Raw genomic sequence first — 23,235 nt, forward strand, 5'->3', positions numbered from 1 at the left:
TTATTCCCCCAGTATGTTATGTAGAACGTTGTTGTAAATGGATTGCGAATCATTAACCGATCCAAAGCTTATTTCATCAACATTCAGGTTTCCGGACGAAACCTTGCCCAAAAGGCTGAATTCGGTTTCGGAGGTTGCAAGTAATTCAATAAACTCTTCCTGCTGTTCTACCTTTACCGATACGACTACCCTGCCCTGTGCTTCGCCAAACAGGAATGCATCCTTACGAACACCGGAATCACTTTCAATCTCAAAACCAAGACCATTAGGCATCGATGATTCTAATAAGGCGATATAAAGACCACCATCGGAAACATCATGTGCGGATTGAATAAGATTCTGCCTGATCAACTGTTTTATCACCTGATGCATCGCATATTCTTTATCAAGATCAAAGTGTGGTGCAGGGCAAGCAGTTATCTTATGATAAGATGCCAGATATTGGGAAGATGAAATATCATTCACACTTTCACCTACCATATATATCAGGTCGCCGGCTTGTTTAAAATCAGACGTCATGAATGTGCTTAAATCATCAAGCACTCCCAGCATACCAATTGTAGGAGTTGGAAAAACCGGCCCTTCATCGGATGACTGGTTATAAAAACTCACGTTTCCGCCTGTTACCGGAGTTTCAAACTTCGTACATGCTGCGCCCATTCCCTTGATCGCACCAACAAACTGCCAGTAAACTTCAGGAACATAGGGATTACCAAAATTCAGGCAATTAGTTATAGCAACAGGCTCCCCTCCTGCACAGGTAATATTACGGGCAGCTTCCGCTACAGCTATAGCACAACCCTTCTCCGGATCAGCATAAACATATCTGGAGTTACAGTCGACGGATAAGGCGATAGCTTTGTCGGTACCTTTGACGCTAACTACTGCTGCGTCGCTTGGACGGTTTGTAGTCATCGTAGCCGTACCAACCATAGAATCATATTGGTCAGTAACCCATCTCTTTGAAGCAATGTTTGGATGAGAAATCAAATGATCAGCGACCGCTTTTAAATCCGAGGGCTCCTTGATATCATCGATATTAAATTTCAAATTTTCCTGATAATACGCTGGCTCTTTAAATTCCCTTTTGTAAACAGGGGCTCCTCCACCAAGAACCAGATCATCCGCTGGAACATCAGCTACCAACTCACCATTCATATAATAATGCAAGCGCTTCGTGTCTGTAACTTCACCAATGATGGCACAATTCAGATCCCATTTATCGAAGACTGCTTCCACCTCTTTCTCGCGGCCTTTCTCCACCACAATAAGCATACGCTCCTGCGATTCTGAAAGAAGGATTTCAAAGGGTTTCATATTCTCCTGACGCACCGGGACAAGGTCAAGGTTGATTTTCATCCCATGTTCGCCTTTTGCGGACATTTCAGAGTTTGAGCAGATTATACCGGCAGCACCCATATCCTGCATACCAACTACAGCGCCGGTCTTGATAACTTCAAGTGTCGCCTCAAGTAATAACTTTTCCTGGAAGGGGTCACCAACCTGGACAGCAGGAAGATCATTTATCGAATCTTCAGTTATATTTTTTGATGCAAATGCAGCACCGTGGATTCCATCTTTTCCTGTAGCTGACCCAACTATATAAACAGGATTTCCAACACCATACGAAGTTGCAGAAACGGTCTCTCCAGGTTTAACAATCCCTGCAGACATTGCATTTACAAGTGGGTTAACTGTGTAACACTCATCAAAGAACAGTTCCCCACCGACCGTTGGTATACCAAAAGCATTACCGTAGTGTCCGATTCCTTTCACGACACCTTTAATTAGCCATTTTGTACGTTCCTGCTCCGGGTCACCAAAACGAAGCGAATTCAGTTGAGCAATGGGACGCGCACCCATTGTAAATATATCCCGGTTTATACCACCAACACCGGTAGCTGCTCCCTGGTAAGGTTCGAGAGCAGATGGATGATTGTGAGACTCAATTTTAAAGACACAGGCAATATCGTCGCCAAGATCAACCATACCCGCATTTTCTTCACCAGCTTTTGCAAGCATCCTGGGACCGTCTTTAGGTAAGGTCTTTAACCAGGTTATTGAGTTTTTATAAGAACAGTGTTCACTCCACATGACAGAAAATATCGAAAGCTCTGTAAAATTTGGAGTGCGCCCCAGTATTTCTTTTATTCTATCAAATTCTTCGGGAAGAAGGCCTAAATCTTTAGCTGTTTCTACGGTAGTTAAATGCGAATTTTCCAATGTATCGGTTTTTTGTTGGGATGGTCAAAAGTAGGAAAAAAGTTATAAGTTATGAGTTCTAAGTAATAAGTTACAACGACCGGTAACTTAAAAATGATGAGGCGCAATGTATTTTGATATCACTTTACATAAAGCTGAATACCAAAATTCGTAGAACAACACAAAGACTTAGCACATACAACTTATTACTTTTCGGCTCCAAATGGAGAAATTTCCGAAAAAGGTGTAAATTTTTGCACATTTTTCGGAAATCGCCTTTATTTTTTAAGACAAAACACTACTTTTAGCAAAATTTAATCAAAAACTGAGCAAAACGATGTCATCTTTAAGATTTCAAGCACTAAATGCAGTTCTTTCCAGAACAACCACTGAAGTAAAAGCGCCTTCAGCCAAGCCTTCTGAATATTTCAACGTAAATGTCTTCAATCAAAAGAAGATGAAAGACAGTTTATCAAAAGAAGCTTTTAACAGTATTGTACATTCTATTGATTCGGGTACTCCAATCGACCGAGCAATCTCTGAGCAAGTTGCATCAGCAATGAAAGCATGGGCTATTGGTAAAGGAGCTACTCACTACACACACTGGTTCCAACCGCTAACCGGGTCTACAGCTGAAAAGCACGATTCGTTCTTTGAGCCAGGATCTGACGGACAAGGATTAGACAAATTTTCAGGCGAAGCGTTGTCGCAACAAGAGCCGGATGCATCGAGCTTCCCTAATGGCGGTATCCGTAGTACATTCGAAGCTCGCGGATATACAGCATGGGATCCATCATCACCTGCATTTATTATGGGGAACACTCTTTGTATCCCAACTGTATTTGTATCGTATACTGGAGAAGCACTCGATTATAAAGCACCATTGCTGAAAGCTTTAAGCGTCATGGACAAAGCAGCTGTAGCTGTAGCACAGTATTTTGATAAAGGTATTGAGAAAGTAAATGCATCACTAGGTATCGAGCAGGAGTACTTCCTGGTTGATCTGGCTCTATTCAATGCGCGTCCGGACCTATACCTTACTGGCAGAACTTTATTCGGCCACATGTCGGCTAAGAATCAGCAGCTGGATGATCACTATTTCGGATCTATTCCGGATAGAGTCCTTGCCTACATGCAGGAGTTAGAGATTGAATCGATCAAACTTGGTATTCCTTTGAAAACCCGTCATAATGAAGTTGCGCCTTCTCAATTTGAGTGTGCTCCAATTTATGAAGAAATAAATCTTGCTATCGACCATAATTCATTATTAATGGATCTGATGGATAAGGTGGCACGCAGACACAACTTTAAAGTGTTGTTGCATGAAAAACCTTATGCTGGTATAAACGGATCAGGAAAGCATAACAACTGGTCGTTGATAACTAATACAGGCAAAAATCTGCTTGCTCCGGGTAAAACGCCTAAGAACAACCTGATGTTCCTTACGTTTTTCGTAAATACGATCAGAGCGGTTTTCGAATACTCTGACCTGTTAAGAGCTTCTATCGCTTCAGTAAACAACGATCACCGTCTGGGAGCTAACGAAGCACCTCCTGCTATCATTTCAATGTTCCTCGGAAGCCAGTTAAATGACCTTTTAGATGAGATCGAGACTTCAAGAGTTACATCTAAAATGAAACAGGAACCGTCTTTATGGACAAGTATTCCTAAGGTGCCGCAAATACTTTTGGATAATACTGACCGTAACCGTACTTCTCCCCTGGCATTCACAGGTAATAAGTTTGAGCTTCGTGCCGTTGGTTCGTCTGCAAACTCAGCAAACCCGATGACGATTTTAAATCTTATCGTCGCTGATCAACTGAACAAATTCAAAACAGAAGTTGATAAACTTATTAAAAAAGGCGACAAGAAAGATGTAGCTCTGATGACGGTAATCAAACGCTATATCAAAGAATCTAAAGCCATTCGCTTTGAAGGAAACGGTTACAGCGATGAGTGGGCTCAGGAAGCTGAAAAGAGAGGTTTAAGCAATATTAAAACTACTCCAAAGGCTCTAGACGTTCTGCTAGATCCTAAAACTGATAAGTTATTTGAAGAAACCGGAGTTTTCAGCAAACGTGAATCGCATGCACGCCATGAAATTCTTCTTGAAAGCTATTTCAAGAAACTTCAGATCGAAGCTCGTGTAATGGGTGAACTTGTTGATAATGTGATTATTCCTACTGCTATCAGTTATCAGACAACTCTTATTGAAAACGTAAAAGGTTTAAAAGATATTGGCCTAGGTGCTGATACCTACGAAGCGCAAATGGACATCATCAAAAAGATTTCTGAGCATGTTAACTTCATCAAAACGAATAATAAGAAAATGATTGATGAGCGTAAGAAAGCTAACAATATCGAAGATATCAGAGATAAGTCAATTGCGTATGATGAGAGAGTGAAATCTTACTTCGACCCAATCCGTTACCATGTTGATAAACTGGAGCAGTTAGTTGACGATGCTAAATGGCCATTACCGAAGTTTAGAGAATTGCTTTTTATTAAATAGAGTCAAGAAACAAGAATCAAGAGCCCTGCTTATAGCGGGGCTTTTTTATTGGATCATCTCACGTTTACAGATAATACCTTGTCACTAACTTAATTTTTTGCATTTAAAATGCTTTTTCTTATTTTCGTTTAACGAAATTCATCGAGGCAGCCGCCTGCATTTCTACCATTTAAATCATTCTTATTGTTTAGAGTTATTGTTCAAGAACGATGGCAGAATCATTCTTACCAGGTTCGTTACAGATGAGAGAAAGAAGGGAGAAAGATCCGTGACGCATTCGGAAATTTCCCGAAGCCTTCCCGGAACTGTCCCGGAACTGTCCCGGAACTGGTACGAAGCAGGCATAGAGCATTCCCCTACCATTCCCGAAAGAGAAGTGGCTTAGAACAAAGGTGATAAGTTGGTGATTAAGTTAGCAAAAATCGGCCCGTCCGCAGTTTAACTTTAAGTTAAGTATCAAGTCTAATGGAAATTGGACTGAAGAACTACCCCGAGCGTATTTCGGACAAAACAAGATGTTTTTTGGAGCATCTGTGCCCTGCGCTGAATAAAGTAAATTTAAAGATTTATTGATAAATATGGAAAAAATAGTTTTGGGGGTCTTTAGCAAATGGCAGTATCTACCCCTACATATCTAAGTAAAAAACTGCTGACTAATGAAATCAAAATTCCTTATTTTTGATCGATGTCCAATCTCAAATACAACCAGCGCGGCGTTTCTGCCGATAAGGAAGATGTGCATAATGCCATCAAAAATATAGACAAGGGTATTTTTCCGAAAGCTTTCTGTAAGATTATCCCCGATATACTCGGCCAGGATGATGCATATTGCAATATTATGCATGCTGACGGTGCAGGAACAAAGTCATCTCTTGCTTATGTTTACTGGAAAGAAACCGGAGATATATCTGTTTGGAGGGGAATTGCGCAGGATGCTATAATTATGAATCTTGATGACCTGCTTTGTGTCGGGGCAATGGATAACATTTTGCTGTCATCTACAATCGGCAGAAATAAGAACCTCATTCCCGGCGAAGTTATCGCAGAGATCATAAATGGAACTGAAGACATCCTGCAGGAGCTTAGAGAGCTAGGGATAGGCATTTATTCGACTGGTGGTGAAACTGCTGATGTTGGAGATATTGTGCGTACCATAATTGTAGATTCAACGGTTACCTGCAGAATGGAACGTTCTGATATTATATCGAACGACCGGATCCAGTCCGGTGATGTGATAGTGGGTCTATCATCATATGGGAAAGCTACCTATGAACAGGAATACAATGGTGGAATGGGTTCCAACGGACTAACTTCGGCTCGGCATGATGTATTTCATAAATATGTCGCAGAGAAGTATCCTGAGGCCTATGATCCGGCGGTACCCTATGATTTGATATTTTCGGGAAGTAAAAAGCTAACCGATGAGATTAGCATTGCTGGATTTGAAGGCATTACAGCGGGTAAGCTGGTACTTTCACCTACACGGACTTACGCTCCAATTGTAAAAACGATCCTGGATAAATATAGAAAGGACATTCATGGAATGGTTCATTGCAGCGGGGGTGCTCAAACCAAGATCCTGCATTTTATAGACGATCTGCATATTATAAAGGATAATTTACTTGATATCCCTCCCCTGTTTAAATTGATTCAGGAACAGTCTGGGACCGAGTGGAAAGAAATGTATAAGGTTTTCAATATGGGGCACCGAATGGAATTTTATGTTCCGGAGAAGATTGCCCAATACATTATTGGTATTTCACAGGAATTTAATGTCGATGCACAGGTAGTGGGCCGCGTTGAATCGTCCGACAAAAAGCAGGTGACGATCAAGTCACCGTACGGGGATTTTATTTATTATTAAATGTTGAATTAATAAAGCCTCGCTGGTTTCAGCGAGGCTTTTTTATGAAGGGTAGTTTCGTCGTCGTAATTCCTCGCAAGTACAAGCTCATTGTAAGTTTTCATTGCGAGTGTAGCGCAGATGTCTACTCCGTCTTCTTCATTATTAACTTATCCTTCGGCACAGGTAATTTATTTCTTCTAATGTCCAATTCATTAATGATGTTTTTTGCCCCGCCAAGAACATCGATACACCAAAGAACAAATCTGGCATCAACTGAGATTGTACGTTTGTATTGCTTATCAAATGCAATATCTCCGCTCATAGCTTCCCAGTTTCCATCGAATGCCAGGCCGATCAATTCTCCATCGCCATTCAATACAGGTGAACCTGAATTACCTCCTGTTATATCATTATTACTTATGAACCCTACAGGAAGAGTTCCGTTCTCACCGTATTCCCTGAAGTCACGTTTTGCATATGCATCCAGTAGTGATTGAGGAAGATCAAATTCGTCATCACCCGGCTGATATTTAGCAACCATTCCATCGATGGTTGTTTTAACATCATAAGTTATACCGTCTTTAGGGCTATAATTCTGAACCTGACCGTAACTGATCCGCATGGTTGAATTTGCATCTGGGTAGATCAGTGCTCCTTTGTTCTTTTCAAGAAGTGCTTTTAGATATAAATTGTCCAGACGGGTCTTAGTCGCCTGAAAATCGCTTAATACTGTCCCAAAATTGTTCTTTACATAATCAGCAGGAATCAAGTTAACTGCATACATATAACCTGGATCTTTTTCTAAAGCCTCTTTCGTAGGATTAGATAAAAATGTACGAAGCTTAGCCGGATCGATGAGGCTGCTGTTCTTCCATAAATAATCAGCATAATTCTCGAAAGTTGCCTGCGGTGATCCTTTCCAATAGTTCTCGGCAATAAGTGTGATAAATTTAGGATGTTGATTTTTAGGAACATCAGTATAAAAGCCCGTCAGAATTTGTGCAAAAATTTTCTTATCAGCGTTTTCGAGATACGTGTTTTCGTAAGTGTTTACCATATTATTTAAATTGGTATTCACCATTTTGATATAAGCAGCATCATCCTTACGGGTGGTCATTGCGTTAAGTGCAGCACCAAGTTGGGAAGCATTTCTAACCCAGGGTGATGCTAATAATCCTTCGTTGATATATGTATAATGTACCACGTATGGATCATATATTTCATAGGCAGCTTTGTACTGATTCATTAAACTGGCCATCTCCGGGTTTGAAGCCAATGAAGCAGTAAATGCAGCCTCTTCTTTTTGCTTATTTTCGTAAATTTTTAATCTTTTCAATTGTTCCGTCTGCCCGATGTAGTACTTCCAGTAATTTGCAATATTTGCGTACTGAGATGACATTTTAAGACGAACGTCTACATTTTTATCCATTTCTTCTTTCCATGCTTTCAAGCGGATGTCGCGAAGTTTTACTGTCGTTGGATTAGAGCGCTCAGTTGCTGTCTGCACTCCATACGAGGTCAGATAACGATCAGTACGTCCCGGGAAACCATAAACCATTGCAAAGTCCCCATTTTTCACCCCTTTGATTGATACCGGCAGAGACTTTTTAGGAGTATATGGCTTGTTTGAAGCAGAATATGCCGCAGCTTTATTGTTTGCATCAGCATAGACACGGAAGATAGAAAAATCGCCGGTATGACGCGGCCACTCCCAGTTATCTGTATCTCCACCAAACTTACCGATTGACTGAGGAGGCACACCCACTAAACGAACATCATTAAAGCGCTCGTAAATGAACAAAAGGAATTGGTTTGCTTTGTAGATATCCCGCACATCGGCTTCCATTGAAGTACCTGCGGTAGCTTCAGTGGTGATGGTCCTGCTAATTTCAGCAATTTTTGCAGCACGGTCTTTATCCTGTACTCCTGCAAGAGCAGCCATAACTTTAGGTGTTACATCTTCCATACGAACAAGGAAACGAACAAACAAACCCTGGATTGGCTTTTCTTCCTGGTATGACTTAGCATAAAACCCGTTATCGAGAATGTTATTTTCAGGCGTTGAATTTGATGCTGCGGCATCATATCCGCAATGATGGTTGGTAAAGATCAATCCGTTTTTCGAAACGATCTCTCCTGTACAGAAACCACCAAAGGACACGATTGCATCCTTGATGCTCGCTTTATTAACACTATATAAGTCTTCAGGGGTTAGCTTAAAACCCTGCTTTTTCATTTGCTCATAGTTCTTACCAATGAGCATCGGCAGCCACATACCTTCATCAGCCTTTGCCAGGTTATTAAAACCCAAAGCAAATACCAACAGCAATGCTAAGCTGTATTTTAATCTGTTCATAAAATTTGATTTTTTAATTGGTTGCAGCAAATATAAGCGACCAGAGAGCTAAATGTTTTAAAATGAGGCTAAAATTTTGGATACAAAAAAACCCGCTCCTTTTGAGAACGGGTTTTCCAATGAATATTATAATTAATTGAATTTATATCGGAAGCCAAACTGTGCGTAATACGTAGAGGAAATAGTTTGAGCCGTACCAAACGATGTCCTAACAGCATCGCCGCTATTGGCAGCTAATCTGAATGTAGGTCTGGTAGCACCTCCCATAGTAGCAGTGTTACGCGGAATAAGAATTCCCATATTATTCACGAAGTTGATGTTACCCCACTCGCTGTTTAACAAGTTTCCAACGTTAAAGATATCGACATTGAATTCAAATGAATTCTTTGTTTTCGAATTCTTGAAAACTTCCTGCGTAAGACGAACATCTACTTGATTTCTCCATGGAGTAGTAGCTCCATTACGTTCCGCATATTGTCCTTTACGAGTTTTCAAATAATCATCCTGCTCAATAAATGCAAAGAAGATATCACTTTGTTCTTGTGCTGTATATCCTGCAGAGCGGTAGCCATTGGTGTTCGCAGGAATCGCTTCAAAAGTAATCTCTGATGGATCCCGAGGAACGTAGATCAAATCATTTACTTGAAGATCTCTATTGAAATCAGATGAATAATAGTAGCTATATCTTCCCTGAACACCACCTTCATAGAATAATGAAATACTAGTAGCAAGATTCTTCAGGTATTCTTTTCGATAGTTCAAAGAAGCAATTACACGATCAGGAATAACATTACTTGTGTATCCTAAACTTGGCGTATTCGAATTTGTAATGGTGTAAGGATATGACCAAAGGTTTAATATCTGATCTCCACCTAAGTCACCATAATTCCTTGCACCGCTCTTAGTGTATGATAAGTTGACACCAAGGCTTCTTGAAAATTGCTTGTTCAATTGAGCTGTCACAGACCAGTAATGTCCGCCTTCAACGTTGTCCATTACAATCGTGTTGAAACCAACCGTTCCGGTTGCCGAAGGAAGGCCAGCTGGAGTCAGTTTATTAATAAATTTGGCAGCAGTAGCCTGAGCGAATACAGGTCTGTTATCCGGATAACCTGTCACAGTCAATGGTGTTGTTGCATCCAGGTTAGCATTGTATGCATATGCTGATTGCAGATCTCTACCATAAATTCCTTCTAATGATCCCACTATACCGAAAGGAAGTTTAGTATCAACTGCCAGGCTTGATTTCCAAACTCTTGGGTTTTTAAGATCTGGTGAAAGAACGCTGATACCAGCACTCGGAATACTTGTTCCAGCTGGTGGTTTAGTTGTTGGAACATATGCATTGATAGACGGGTTGAATATCCCTGGCGTGTTAGCCTGGCCATTAAAAACTTGAGAAACTTGCAATAGCCCAGAATCTCCAGATTGTGCAACTGTCCAAACATTTGGAATTCTTCCTACGAACACTCCTGTACCACCACGTAACTGAAGTGAACGATCACCCAACACATCCCAGTTAAACCCTAACCTAGGTGAAAATGTAATAACATTCTCTGGCAAAACTCCTGTATCAACCTTTCGGCCATTTGCAAATGTCAGGCCAGCAACTAAAGGATGGGTTTTGATCTCGTCAGCATCCGGGTAAGATGCTCTCTCAAAACGAGCTCCCAGCGTTAATTTAAACTGATCAGTTAAAGTAAACTCGTCTTGTAAGTATGCAGAGTACTGCGCGAATTTAAAACTTGGGAAAACTTGAGATCCGTCAGCAGTCAATGGATATGTCACCATAAAATTGGTAGGTTTTGCTTTATTTACAAAATCTGCCCATGACGCAAAGGTGTAATGACTAGTTCCCCAGCGCTGAAATCCATTTTTAGTAGTACTGAACTCTGCCTGAAGGCCAAAAGTCATAAGGTGTTTACCGAAGCTACCAGTCAAATCATTGTTGAATGTGTAGTTCTCAACATCTCTTAAGTTTCCGTACGTGAAAGGCTCGTAACCAAAAGAAGTGATTGGGTTTCCAGCTTCTAAGATGTCTACAAATGGAAACACATCGCTGTCAGAACTTCTAGGATCATTTTGCTTAGTTCTGGATCCACGAAGCGAATTGGTTAGTTTCCCGAAACTTGAATTCACCTCTGCTGTTAAAGAATATAAATTATTGTCTTCATAATAATTCGAATTTGCAAAATGCAGGGCAAAATTACTTGTACGACTATTAGTATAAGTATAGCCGGAATTAGTTACTGAAGTACTTAGTGTCCTCGGTGACTTGCTTTCAACTTGGTTGTAACGAATATTGAATCGGTGTTTGTCGGTGATATTCCAGTCTAAACGGGCAAGAAACTTATCGTTATTACTCAAGTTGCTATATCCCTGATAAATGCCAGGATCATAACCATAGGTTGTTTGTAAATATGACCTCACGCCATTCAGGAAGTCTGATGTAGGCCGCGCAACATTCGGATTTGCTGCTGTCCAAGGCGTACCTGGTGTCGATGCGATCTTAGCCGGTCCTGGTTGTGTAATATCATTCTTTTCCAAATTGACGAAGAAAAATAATTTGTTCTTAACAATTGGTCCTCCAAGACTTACACCGAACTGATTCTGACGATAAGGTTGTTTCGTGATTTTAACACCATCCACTTTACCACCTTGCTGGCTGTCACTTCTAAATGAATAGAAACCAGTTCCGAAAAAAGTATTAGTACCTGAACGTGTTACCGCGTTCACAGAAGCACCTGTAAAACCACTTTGACGAACATCATATGGTGTAACATTGATGGAAATCTGATCGAGCGCATCCAAAGAAATTGGTGACCCACCTGCCGGGATATTCTGACCGATACCAAACTGGTTGTTAAAGTTTGCTCCGTCCACCGTAAAGTTGTTAGAACGATAGCTACCACCACCAATTGATCCGTTTGGACCACCTGCCTGAGGAGTTAATCTGGTAATGTCGTTAACACTTCTTGTGATTGTTGGAAGCGTTTGGATCTGTGCTCTTGAAATAGAAGTAACTGCACCACTCCTGTCAGCATTTAAAACGGAATTGGGATTAGCAGCAGTAATTACTACTTCCTGCAATTGCCGACCGCTTTCAGACATGGTAACATTCAATACGTACGGTTCTCCCAATTTTAGTGCGACATCATTGAAGGTCTGATTTTCATACCCAACATAACTCACGACAACCAAATAAGGACCGCCGATACGCATATTAGGGATATTAAACCTACCATCCGCACCTGTAGAAGAACCGTATACAGTTCCTGTAGGCTGGTGTGTAGCTTTAATGGTGGCTCCTATCAGTGTTTCTTTCGAATCACGGACGGTACCCGTTAAGCTACTTGTTGTTACCTGTGCATTTGCGCCGAATGCACCTGCAATAACAACAAGTGTTAAGAGTAAAAACTTCTTCATAAATTTTCCTTTAATGTGAGATTGAATTGAATTGGTTGTTTGAAATTGCGGCAAAGATAATCAGCTTTTATCAGACTGTAACAATTCCAATGTTAAGATAATATTAAATCTGCTGATTTTCACGCCGATCTGTGATAGATCGAGGTATTTTTTTATCCACATTTTGAGGGAAGCGAGAAACGAGATTCGAGATACAAACTTCTTGTAAGCGATATTTAACCGTTCGGAATGAAGAAACTAGATGTGTGCGTTTTAAAATAACCCATATCTCAATTCTCGCTTCTCGTCACTCGCTTCTCTTCTCTCACCTCTCGTTTCCCATTATAAAACAAATTATCTAAGTTTGCGATGAATTCTCAAAGTACCAGAAATTAGACATATGAATTACGACATTATAGTTATCGGAAGCGGACCAGGTGGATATGTAGCGGCTATTCGCGCCTCTCAATTAGGCTTAAAAGTAGCCATTGTAGAACGTGAATCTTTAGGTGGAATTTGCCTTAACTGGGGTTGTATCCCAACCAAAGCATTGCTAAAAAGTGCCAACGTATTTGAATATATTACACACGCTGCCGATTATGGAATAAAGGTTCAAGGTTCTGAAGCTGATTTTGATTCAATTATAAAAAGAAGTCGTGGCGTTGCTGACGGAATGAGCAAAGGCGTTCAGTTCCTGATGAAGAAGAACAAGATCGACGTCATCATGGGCACTGGAAAGCTTAAAAAAGGCAACAAGGTTGAAGTTAAAGGAGCAGATGGTGCAGCAACTGAATATTCAGCTAAAAGCATTATTCTCGCTACCGGCGGACGATCAAGAGAATTACCTAGTTTGAAGCAGGATGGTAAAAAGATAATCGGTTACCGTCAGGCAATGTCATTACCAGAGCAGCCGAAATCAATGGTTGTTGTAGGATCAGGAGCCATCGGTGTTGAATTCGCTTACTTCTATAATGCTATCGGGACTAAAGTAACGATAGTAGAATACCTTGATAATATCGTACCTGTGGAAGATGAAGATGTTTCAAAGCAATTGCTAAGAAGCTTAAAGAAATCCGGAATTAGCATCATGACCGGCGCTAATGTTGAATCAGTTGATGCAAGCGGAAAATCCTGTAAAGTTCAGGTCAAGTCCGCAGCCGGAACAGAGACTTTGGAATGTGATATCGTGCTATCTGCTGTAGGTGTTACCCCAAATATTGAAAACATCGGGCTTGAAGAAGTAGGTGTAAAAGTTGAAAAAGGACGTGTTATCGTAGATGACTTCTACAAAACAAATATTGATGGAGTTTATGCCATTGGCGATATTGTTAAGGGACAAGCCCTTGCTCACGTAGCTTCCGCTGAAGGTATAATTTGTGTTGAGAAGATCGCAGGCCATCATCCAGAGCCGTTAAACTATAATAATATCCCGGGCTGTACCTATTGCTCGCCAGAAATAGCTTCAGTTGGTTATACTGAAAAAGCCGCTAAGGAAGCAGGGTATGAAGTTAAAGTCGGTAAGTTCCCATTCTCAGCCTCTGGTAAAGCGAGTGCTGCCGGTGCGAAAGATGGCTTTGTTAAAGTGATCTTTGATGCGAAATATGGCGAATTTCTTGGCGCACACATGATCGGTGCAAATGTTACCGAAATGATCGCAGAAGTTGTTGTAGCGCGTAAGCTGGAAACTACCGGTATGGATATCGTTAAAACTGTACATCCACACCCTACAATGAGCGAAGCTATTATGGAGGCTGCCGCGGATGCGTACGGTGAAGTTATACACTTATAATTGAGAGTGGAGAATGGAGAGTGGAGAATTGAAAACTATTATACTCCGCTCTCAATTCTCAATTCTTAATCCTCAATTATAGATTTTGGCCTGGCTATACCTAATCATCGGCGGACTTTTCGAAGTTGGCTTTACCAGCTCCCTGGCAAAGGCTAAAGATTCTACGGGTTCTGAATTCTGGCTTTGGATAGTGGCATTTCTGTTCAGTGTTTCCATCAGTATGTACATGTTATTTCTCGCCAGCAAAACGTTGCCTATGGGTACTTCGTATGCGGTTTGGGCTGGAATCGGCGCGGTAGGATCTGTCGTTGCCGGAATTATCTTTTTTAAAGAACCAACCGATTTCTGGAGAATGTTCTTTTTGTTTTTGCTGATCTCGTCGATTATAGGCCTAAAGCTTTCAACCAAACACTGATATGAAATTATATACAGTCAATGCAGGCTATTTCAAACTCGACGGCGGTGCTATGTTTGGGGTTGTGCCGAAATCTATATGGCAGAAGACTAATCCTGCTGACGAGAATAATCTGTGCTCATGGGCAATGCGTTGCCTTCTTATTCAGGATGGTGATCAGCTTATCCTGGTGGATAACGGTATTGGTGACAAACAGGACGAAAAGTTTTTAAAGCATTATTACATGCACGGAGATGACACGCTGGAGAAGTCCCTTGCAAGGCATGGATTTGCTAAAGACGACATTACTGACGTTTTTCTAACTCATCTGCACTTCGATCATTGCGGGGGATCAATTGAACGAAATTCTGAAGGGAGCTTAGTGCCTGCCTTTAAGAATGCGACTTTCTGGAGCAACAAAGCTCATTGGGATTGGGCGGTGAATCCTAACGCCCGTGAAAAAGCGTCTTTTTTAAAAGAAAACATTCTTCCGATTCAGGAAAGCGGCAAGTTAAAGTTCATTGACAACACAGATGGTATTAAATTTACCGACACCATTAAAGTCCGTTTTGCCTATGGTCATACCGACTCTATGATGCTGCCCCATATCACTTTTAAAGGCAAAACTATTCTCTACATGGCAGATATGTTGCCGTCTATCGGTCATATCCCCCTGCCTTATGTAATGGCTTATGATATGTTCCCGATGAAAACCCTTGATGAAAAGAGAAAGTTCCTGGAAGAAGCTGTGAAAAACGAATACATTCTTTACCTCGAGCACGACCCTGTGAACGAGTGCTGTACCTTGCAGGAAACTGAAAAAGGTATCCGGGTTAAGGATACCTTTAAGTTGGAAGATATCTGAGTTGTACGTTATAGGTTGTACGTTATAAGTCTGGGCGGATAATTTGAGTGCTCCATTACTTTAAACATTACCAAGGAGACCTCATCCTACGATTATCCTACGATTAGCCTACGATTAGCCTACGTTTGAAGCAGTGTGAGCGCATCACTAAGGCGGTTATACAACTATTGTTTGCGGCTTGGTTCCAGTGATCTGGTCAATTTGCTCCATTACCTTATCGGTGATCAAAGGCACAACTTCCAAAGATGTCAACGTTTCCTTAAGCTGCGCAGTTTTCGAGGCTCCAAGGATAACAGTACTCACATTAGGGTTTTTCAAGCACCAGGCTATAGCGAGTTTAGGCATAGAAGTATTCAGCTGGTCGGCAAGGTCTTTCAACTGATTGATCTTTTTCAGGTTTTCCTCAACAAGCCATCTGTCTTTAAGCCAGCCCAGACTCTCCATTCCAAACCGGGTGTCCTTAGGATTGGCGTTGTTATACTTACCTGACAATAAACCTGACGCAAGCGGACTCCAGATAGTGGTGCCCATTCCAAAATTACGGAACAGCATCAGGAATTCCTTTTCGAGCTTATCTCTCCAAAGCATGCTGTATTGAGGTTGTTCCATTACAGGCGCAACCAGGTGGTTTTTCTCTGCAAAATAGTGTGCTTCCATAATTTCCGATGCACTCCATTCGGATGTTCCCCAATACAAGGCTTTTCCCTGCTGAACCAGCTGGTGCATTGCCCAAACTGTTTCCTCGATTGGTGTTTCAGGATCGGGACGATGACAGAATAAAAGATCGAGGTGATCAACCTGCAGTCGTTTCAAGGCATTGTGGGTACCCTCGAAGATGTGTTTTTTCGACAAGCCGATCATGTTCGGCTTCTTCTCTTCTGCACCGAAATAAATCTTACTTGATACGATGTACGAGCTGCGATCCCAGTTTTTCTTTTTCAGGATCTTGCCCATCACAATCTCCGACTTGCCACCGGCATAACCTTCTGCATTATCGAAAAAGTTCACACCGCTGTCGTAAGCCATATCCATAAGCTCCTCAGCTACTTTATCTTCTATCTGATTGCCGAATGTAAGCCAGCTTCCGAGAGAAAGAGCACTCACTTTCAGACCCGATTTACCTAAACGTCTGTATTCCATAGTATTGTATATCTAAGATTTGGGTTTCTATTTCGAATAAAATTAGTGTTTGTATCCGGAATAATAATAGTTGTCCACTGATCTTTAAAAACTTTACATAGGTCTGTATAATTTTATAAATTAAGCCCATCAAATTATTATTCTCCGTATCGGGCGGAAATCAGAACTATGCAGCTTACCCAACTGGAAATCAAAGGTTTCAAGAGCTTTGGCGATAAGATCACTATCAATTTCAACGAGGGTGTGACTGCCATTGTGGGTCCTAATGGCTGCGGGAAATCTAATGTAGTAGATGCATTTCGTTGGGTTCTGGGTGAGCAAAGCACACGTATGCTCCGTTCTGAAAAGATGGAGAATATTATTTTTAACGGCACCAAAACCCGTAAACCTTCCAACCTTGCAGAAGTATCATTAACTTTTGATAATACAAAAAATATACTGCCTACAGACTTTTCAAAGGTTACAATTACAAGAAAGCTGTACCGGTCGGGCGATAGCGAGTATAGGCTGAATGATGTCCAATGCCGGCTGAAAGACATCACCGATCTATTTCTTGATACGGGGATAGGATCTGACTCATATTCGATCATTGAGTTAAAGATGATTGACGAGATTATTGCAAATAAAGAGAATTCACGGCGGCAGCTTTTCGAAGAAGCATCCGGCATTTCAAAATATAAACTCAGAAAGAAGCAAACTTTCAATAAGCTTAAAGACACTGAAGCTGACCTAAGCCGCGTCGACGATCTACTGTTTGAAATCGAGAAGAATCTTAAGACTCTCGAAAATCAGGCAAAAAAAGCGGAGCGATATTACCGTCTCAAAGACCAGTACAAAAACATGAGTATTGCCCTGGCATCATTCCGAATCATCGGTTTTCGTGATGTATTGGAACGACTTGAAGATCGTGAGCAGCAGCAATTGATTGATAATTCTGGTATCAGCACTGCAATTGCAAATCTTGAGGCCCAGCTTCAGCAGCAAAAGCTCGACAGTCTTAATCTGGAAAAAAATCTTTCTGTACAACAGAAGGCTACCAATGAATTTATAACAAAGATCCGCGCTTATGAAAGCGACAAAAAGCTCAAAAATGAGCAGCTGAGGTTTCTTGAGGATAAAAAACGCCGCTTGAATGAAGAGCTCGACAAAGATAAAAACCAGCTCAATCATGTTTATTATAACCAAAAACGACTGAATGAAGAGCATTTACAGGAAACGGAATTACTCGAAATTCTTGAAACATCGGTAAAATCGAAACACGGTGAGGTTGAAGAAATGCGAATAGCTCAACAGAAAGCGAAATCTGGTTTGGACGGGCTTAGCCGTGAGAACAACGAACTTCAGAACCAGGTTTACAAACTTGAGAAAGATATTGCCATATTAAACATTCAGCGTGACGCGCTTCTTCAGGAAAGCAATCGAAATGTCGCAGACTCCAAAGCCAAGGAAGGTGAACTTGGCGAATTCAACAAAGTCATCACGGCACTTCAGGCAGAAATTGGAAGTAAGCAAACTGAGTTCAATATCGCTAAAGAGCGAGAGGAAGAACTCCAGCAACAATTAATAACCATTGCTGAGCAGCTAAGCTATGAAAAGGAACTGCTGAATCAGGAAAGCAGAAAGGTAGATTCAAAACAGAATGAGTACAACTTGACCAAGTCAATGGTTGACAATCTTGAAGGGTTCCCTGATTCTATTCGATTTCTCAAGAAAAACGCAGGCTGGACAAAACAAGCTCCGCTTTTTTCAGATATTCTTTTTTGCAATGAAGAATACCGAATTGCAATTGAAAATTACCTGGAACCGGTAATGAACCATTATGTAGTAGAGACCCAGGCGGATGCTGTACAGGCAATTCGTTTATTAAGCGAAGCCTCCCGTGGTCGCGCTAATTTCTTTGTACTTGACGCACTGAAATCCATCCCCCACAGACCAACAGTTAGCTCAAATGGCGGCGACTTAATTCCAGCAATGGACATAATAGATGCCGACGCTAAGTACCGGTCGCTTTGTGAAATGCTGCTTTACAATGTTTTTCTTATCAAATCGGGTGAAGACGACGAATTGAAGTCCCCGCTCCCATCAGAACAGGTCGTATTGCTGAGTAAGTCGGGGATGTTTTCCAAAACTAGGACCGGGATGTCTGGGGGATCAGTTGGTTTATTTGAAGGTAAACGTATTGGGCGTGCAAAAAATCTCGAAAAGCTGTCGAAAGAAATCAGTACAGGCGAAACTGTGATTGCCAAACTTAAAAACTCTGTTGAGGAACAAACGCTGCGATTAAATAGCCTGAAAGGCTCATCCCAACATGAGGAGATCCAAAAACTCCAGTTTGAGATTAACCGCTTGAACAATGAATATACTTCAGTAAAAACAAAACAAGAACAGTATTTGGCTTTTATAGAAAATAGCCAGACCCGGAAGCAGGACATTGAGTTAAGGATAAATAGCATTACTAATGAACTTTTAGCATCTGAACCGCAACTGCAGGAACTAAAGACTGCCAGGCAACTTAAGCAGGAGCAGCTTGTTGCCGATCAGCAAACCTACAATGAGCTTGCTGAAGATCTGAGCTCAAAGTCATCTGCCTATAATCAGGAGAATATTAAATTTCATCAGCAGCAGAATAAGGTTTCGGGAATTGTTAAAGATCTCGAGTATCGCGAAAGCCAGCAAACTAATCTGGAAACTCGGATTTCGACAAATAATGCAGAGCTTGAGATTACCCAGATCAGTATTTTGGAAACATTGCAGCATGCTGACCATTCTGATGATGACCTTATCGGAATGTATGCGCAAAAAGAAGAATTTGAGAAGGCTGTTCAAGAGGCCGAACAAGCTTATTATGCTTCGAGGGGCGCTATCACCGAGTTTGAGACCAATATTTCGGATCTTAGGCGAAATAAAGAGCAATCAGACATCATCACCAACGAAATAAAAGATCAGAAAACCAATATCAAGCTTGAACTGAATGCACTAAAGGAACGACTGGCGGTTGAGTTTTCTATCGATATCGCTAATTTACTTGATGAGGAAAATACCACTGAACATCAAAACGACAGCGAACAGGATCTGCGGGATAAAACTGAGCGGATAAAGCGGCAGCTTGATGATTTCGGCGCAATCAATCCTATGGCAATGGAGGCGTACCAGGAAATGGATGAGCGTTACACCTTTATTCAAAATCAAAAGAAAGATCTTTCTGAAGCGAAAGCTTCGCTATTGCAGACCATTAAGGAGATTGATGATACTGCGAAGGAGAAATTCATGGATGCATTCATAAAGGTTAGAGAGCATTTCATAAAAGTTTTCCGGTCTTTGTTCAACCAGGAAGACAGCTGTGATCTAGTGTTAGTTGATCCGGATAATCCGCTTGAATCGGATATTGATATCCTGGCCAGGCCAAAAGGCAAACGGCCTCTTTCCATCAATCAATTATCTGGCGGAGAGAAGACACTTACTGCTACTGCTATACTGTTCTCTCTCTATTTATTGAAACCTGCACCGTTTTGTATTTTCGACGAGGTTGATGCCCCGCTTGATGACACCAATATTGATAAATTCAATAATATAATCAGGGAATTTTCCGGGCAATCGCAGTTTATTATCGTATCTCACAACAAAAGAACAATTGCCAGCACTGACATAATTTACGGCGTGACGATGGCGGAGCAAGGTGTTTCGCGGGTTGTGGCTGTGGATATTCGGGAGGTGGCTTAGCGGAGACTGAGGTCTTAGGAATGAGTATGACTGATTTCCGACACTTGGAGCCTTCGGACATCCGACTTCATACCTCCGGATTCCGACATCTGACAACAAATAAAAAAGCGATACATGAAAAAAATTATCTTTCTATCACTCTTCCTGACTGCTGCTGCAGGGCAATCACAAACAATAAACCGCGTAAAGTTGATGGGCGATATTCAGACCCTCTCTTCTGAAAAGTATGAGGGAAGGAAAACCGGTACACCCGGCAATAAACTGGCTGCTGACTACATTATTAAACGGCTCAATGACATTGGGTTGAGTTCGTATGAAAAAAACTATACTCATCCATTTACTTTTAAAACAAGGCAGAATGAGGAAAGGCAGGGAAACAATCTTATAGGGTTTGTCAAGGGTAAGAGCGATAAAGTGATCGTTATTTCCGCTCATTACGACCATGTGGGAGTTAATGGCAATGATATTTATTATGGTGCTGATGACAATGCTTCTGGTGTAGGCGCCTTGCTGGCATTTGCTGAGTATTTTCAAAAGAATGAACCACAGCATACATTATTATTCATTGCTTTTGATGCCGAAGAGTCGGGCTTAAGAGGCGCTTCTGCTTTTGTTAAAGAGCCCGCCGTTTCCAAAGACAAGATTATACTGAACATTAACATGGATATGATTGCCCATAATGACAAGGGAGAGTTGTATGCATCAGGCACATATAAAAACCCTTATCTAAAATCGATCATTGAGGGAGAAGACAAAAATACAGGTATAAAAATCCTTTTTGGCCACGATTTGCCGAATACAGGCTCTGAAGACTGGACCATGCAGAGTGATCAGGGTCCGTTTGCGAAGGAAAATATTCCTTTCATCTACTTCGGAGTAGAGGATCATAAAGATTATCACAAGCCCACAGACACCTTCGCAAACATAAACCAGGATTTTTACTACGGTGCATCAACAGCTATCCTGAAAAGCATTATTAAGGTAGATAAGAAGCTCAATTAGAATTAAGACTTTGAATCAAGGATCATATTTAGGATTTGTGAGCTAAGGTACGTGGCCACAACTCCTTGTAGTTGTGCAAACTGTCAACTCTTAACTCTCAATTTTCAACTTATTGCCTATCTTTGCCCTGCAAGCTGATCTATCGCCCCGATTCATCGGGGAGGAAAGTCCGGGCAACACAGGGCATTCTGCTTCCTAACAGGAAGGATCTGCTTTGGCAGAGACGGAAAGTGCTACAGAAAACAAACTACCCGCCCTAGGCGGGAAAAGGTGAAAACGTGAGGTAAGAGCTCACGGTCTTCCCGGGCGACCGGGATTACGGTAAACCCCAGGAGTTGAAAGACCAAATAGGTTCCGGAAGTGAGGCTGCCCGCTTACAATGCCGCATCTGCGGCATATCCGGAATGGGTAGGTCGTTAGACCTCGCAAGCGATTGCGCGGCTAGATAAATGATAGGTACCGCCGTTGGCGGACACAGAACCCGGCTTACAGGCTTGCTTTTTTAAACGAATCAGGCCCCGGATTTAATCCGGGGTTTTTTTCAAACATTTACTAATGTTCAAACAATCCTTATATTCGTGGGTTATGTTCGCAGAATAAAGGAGGATCATACAAGACTATATGGCAAAAATTTTGATAATAGATGATGAGAGGGCAATCCGCAATACACTGCGGGAAATTCTTGAATATGAAGAATACCAGGTTGAAGATGTAGATAATGGTCCTGACGCACTGGAGCTTATTAAAAAGAACGAGTACGACCTGATTCTCTGTGATATCAAAATGAATAAAATGGATGGTATGGAAGTTCTCACAGAAGGACTTAATATACAGCCAGATTTGCCATTTATCATGATATCGGGGCACGGCACTGTTGAAACTGCGGTTGAAGCAAGTAAGAAAGGTGCCTTTGATTTTATCTCGAAACCACCCGATCTAAACCGCCTTCTTATTACTGTAAGAAATGCACTGGAGCGTAAAAACCTTGTCACCGAGACTAAAGTATTAAAACGGAAGGCAAGCAAGGTTCGCGAAATGCTGGGTAACTCTGTGGCTATTGATCGTATAAAAGATACTATTGAACGTGTGGCCCCTACTGATGCCAGAGTGCTGATTACCGGTGCAAATGGTAGTGGTAAAGAATTGGTTGCAAGGTGGCTGCATGAGAAATCTAATCGCTCCCATTCTCAGCTTATTGAAGTTAACTGTGCAGCGATCCCCTCAGAATTAATAGAGAGTGAACTATTCGGGCACGAAAAAGGTTCGTTCACGTCAGCGATAAAACAACGTATAGGGAAATTTGAACAGGCCAGCGGTGGAACTCTTTTTCTCGACGAGATCGGTGATATGAGTTTGTCGGCTCAAGCTAAAGTTTTACGTGCACTACAGGAAAATAAAGTGACCCGTGTTGGTGGCGAAAAAGAAATAGATGTTGATGTCCGTGTTATCGCTGCAACTAACAAAGACCTGCTAAAAGAAATTGAAGCCGGAAACTTCAGGATGGACCTTTACCATCGCTTAAGTGTTATTCTAATACACGTTCCTCATCTGACTGAACGTAAAGATGATATCCCTTTAATCGCGCAGAATTTCTGTGATGAAATCTGCCAGGATTATGGAATTCCCGTTAAAAAGATCAATGATGCTGCTATGGAAGCTTTACAGGCAATGCCATGGACGGGTAATATCAGGGAACTTCGCAATATGATAGAGCGCTTGATCATCCTTAGCGACAAAACGATTACAGATAAGGATGTTAAGACATTTGCTAATCCTTCAGCTGCAGCTCCTGTAAGCGAGACGGCAACAAACGGGTCAACTACCAACTTCGACCAGTTCACGAACTTCCAGGAGTATAAAGACTACGCTGAGCGTGATTATATCAAGTATAAGCTGGAGAAAAACAACTGGAACGTTTCAAAAACTGCAGACGACATCGATATCCAGAGAAGTCACCTTTATTCGAAAATTGAGAAATACGGGTTGAAGAGAGCTGAGTAAGTG

General features: G+C 41.5%; 12 protein-coding genes and 1 other RNA gene. 9 read left to right on the forward strand and 4 right to left on the reverse strand.

Features of this window, described 5'->3' with window-relative positions; translation table 11 throughout:
- Complete coding sequence (gene purL, locus B5X60_RS04105) at window positions 1–2,223, reverse strand: phosphoribosylformylglycinamidine synthase subunit PurL (RefSeq protein WP_079701377.1); 2,223 nt, start codon at window positions 2,221–2,223, stop codon at window positions 1–3.
- Window positions 2,224–2,539: 316 nt separating this feature from the next.
- Here purL and B5X60_RS04110 point away from each other — a divergent pair, with 316 nt between their 5' ends.
- Complete coding sequence (locus B5X60_RS04110) at window positions 2,540–4,714, forward strand: glutamine synthetase III family protein (protein ID WP_079701378.1); 2,175 nt, start codon at window positions 2,540–2,542, stop codon at window positions 4,712–4,714.
- Between the two features lie 685 nt (window positions 4,715–5,399).
- Window positions 5,400–6,578, forward strand: coding sequence for an AIR synthase related protein (locus tag B5X60_RS04120; RefSeq protein WP_079701380.1), 1,179 nt, complete (start codon window positions 5,400–5,402; stop codon window positions 6,576–6,578).
- Between the two features lie 124 nt (window positions 6,579–6,702).
- Here B5X60_RS04120 and B5X60_RS04125 read toward each other — a convergent pair whose 3' ends face one another.
- Both B5X60_RS04125 and B5X60_RS04130 read right to left on the reverse strand, forming a co-directional pair.
- A complete protein-coding gene (locus tag B5X60_RS04125) occupies window positions 6,703–8,916 on the reverse strand; it encodes a S46 family peptidase (RefSeq protein ID WP_079701381.1) in 2,214 nt (737 codons plus the stop codon).
- A gap of 132 nt (window positions 8,917–9,048) precedes the next feature.
- On the reverse strand, window positions 9,049–12,342 hold the full coding sequence (locus tag B5X60_RS04130; protein WP_079701382.1) for an outer membrane beta-barrel protein: 3,294 nt from the start codon (window positions 12,340–12,342) through the stop codon (window positions 9,049–9,051).
- Between the two features lie 379 nt (window positions 12,343–12,721).
- Between B5X60_RS04130 and lpdA the strand changes: the two genes are divergently transcribed.
- From lpdA to B5X60_RS04145, 3 genes are all read left to right on the forward strand, one after another.
- The gene (lpdA, locus tag B5X60_RS04135; protein WP_079701383.1) at window positions 12,722–14,110 is read left to right on the forward strand and encodes a dihydrolipoyl dehydrogenase; all 1,389 of its coding nucleotides are present in this window, start codon (window positions 12,722–12,724) and stop codon (window positions 14,108–14,110) included.
- An 85-nt stretch (window positions 14,111–14,195) separates the two neighbouring features.
- A complete protein-coding gene (locus B5X60_RS04140) occupies window positions 14,196–14,525 on the forward strand; it encodes a DMT family transporter (protein ID WP_079701384.1) in 330 nt (109 codons plus the stop codon).
- Between the two features lies 1 nt (window position 14,526).
- Window positions 14,527–15,369: an MBL fold metallo-hydrolase gene (locus tag B5X60_RS04145; RefSeq protein WP_079701385.1), complete on the forward strand. Its 843-nt coding sequence runs from the start codon at window positions 14,527–14,529 to the stop codon at window positions 15,367–15,369.
- Between the two features lie 156 nt (window positions 15,370–15,525).
- Here the strand turns inward: B5X60_RS04145 and B5X60_RS04150 are convergent, their stop codons facing one another.
- Window positions 15,526–16,509: a potassium channel beta subunit family protein gene (locus B5X60_RS04150; protein WP_079701386.1), complete on the reverse strand. Its 984-nt coding sequence runs from the start codon at window positions 16,507–16,509 to the stop codon at window positions 15,526–15,528.
- 168 nt (window positions 16,510–16,677) lie between these two features.
- Between B5X60_RS04150 and smc the strand changes: the two genes are divergently transcribed.
- The 4 genes from smc (at window position 16,678) to B5X60_RS04170 (ending at window position 23,232) form a co-directional block, all read left to right on the forward strand.
- Window positions 16,678–20,229 carry a chromosome segregation protein SMC gene (gene smc / locus B5X60_RS04155; RefSeq protein ID WP_079701387.1) on the forward strand — a complete coding sequence of 1,184 codons (3,552 nt, stop codon included), beginning with the start codon at window positions 16,678–16,680 and terminating at the stop codon, window positions 20,227–20,229.
- 114 nt (window positions 20,230–20,343) lie between these two features.
- Window positions 20,344–21,231, forward strand: a complete 888-nt coding sequence (locus tag B5X60_RS04160) for a M20/M25/M40 family metallo-hydrolase (RefSeq protein ID WP_079701388.1) — start codon at window positions 20,344–20,346, stop codon at window positions 21,229–21,231.
- A gap of 126 nt (window positions 21,232–21,357) precedes the next feature.
- An RNA gene (rnpB, locus tag B5X60_RS04165) (RNase P RNA component class A) lies at window positions 21,358–21,736 on the forward strand.
- 116 nt (window positions 21,737–21,852) lie between these two features.
- Window positions 21,853–23,232 (forward strand): sigma-54-dependent transcriptional regulator, encoded by a 1,380-nt coding sequence (locus tag B5X60_RS04170; protein ID WP_079701389.1) that lies wholly within the window; start codon window positions 21,853–21,855, stop codon window positions 23,230–23,232.
- The last annotated feature ends 3 nt before the right edge of the window (window positions 23,233–23,235 follow it).

Source organism: Daejeonella lutea, assembly GCF_900168015.1.
Taxonomy (GTDB): Bacteria; Bacteroidota; Bacteroidia; order Sphingobacteriales; family Sphingobacteriaceae; genus Daejeonella; species Daejeonella lutea.